The sequence below is a fragment of the Rhodoferax sp. GW821-FHT10B06 genome (genome assembly GCF_059415605.1).
Genome location: NZ_JBWKNO010000052.1, coordinates 1 through 517, shown reverse-complemented (window position 1 = coordinate 517; position 517 = coordinate 1). Strand labels below are relative to the sequence as shown.

At 57.8% G+C, this 517-nt stretch carries 1 protein-coding gene and 1 pseudogene; both read left to right on the top strand.

Going from position 1 to position 517, the window contains the following annotated elements; translation table 11 throughout:
* Positions 1–213 (top strand): annotated as a pseudogene (locus tag AC07O2_RS26010) (methyl-accepting chemotaxis protein); the annotation flags it as partial.
* A gap of 125 nt (positions 214–338) precedes the next feature.
* The coding region (locus AC07O2_RS26005) for a chemotaxis protein CheW (protein ID WP_495235003.1) at positions 339–517 on the top strand (179 nt) is incomplete at its 3' end.

The following is a 517-nucleotide window of genomic DNA, read 5'->3' as shown; positions in this document are numbered from 1 at the left end:
GAAGAGCTGGCGGCCACAGCGGAAGAGATGAGCGGCCAGGCGGCACAGCTGCAGGAAGCGATGGGCTTCTTCAAGGTGGAGGGTGGCCAGATGAAGGCTGTGACCACACCCAGAGCAGCCATTGCGTCCAGAGCGCCTTCAGTCCGTCTGAGCAGCAAAGCTACTGCAACCAAGAATGCAGCGGTCAACGAAGCCAGCTTCGTGCATTTTTGAGTAACAGCGCGCGGTGGCCACTTGCATGGGCAAGACCGGAGCTGCACTGTTGATTGTCAGCAGGGTGGCTTCCAAGATTGCAGAAGCCAACGAAGCTAGCTTCGTCCGCTTCTAAGGAGATTGACATGAGTGCCATGATCTCAGCACAACAAAAAACGTCTGCAGTGCTGAGCGCCACCATCGGGCACAGCCAGCTCGACCAGTACCAGTACCTGACCTTCATGCTCGGTGGCGAGACCTACGCCATGGGCATCCTGGCCATCAAGGAAATCATCGAGTTCGGCAGTGTCACCGAAGTGCCGCG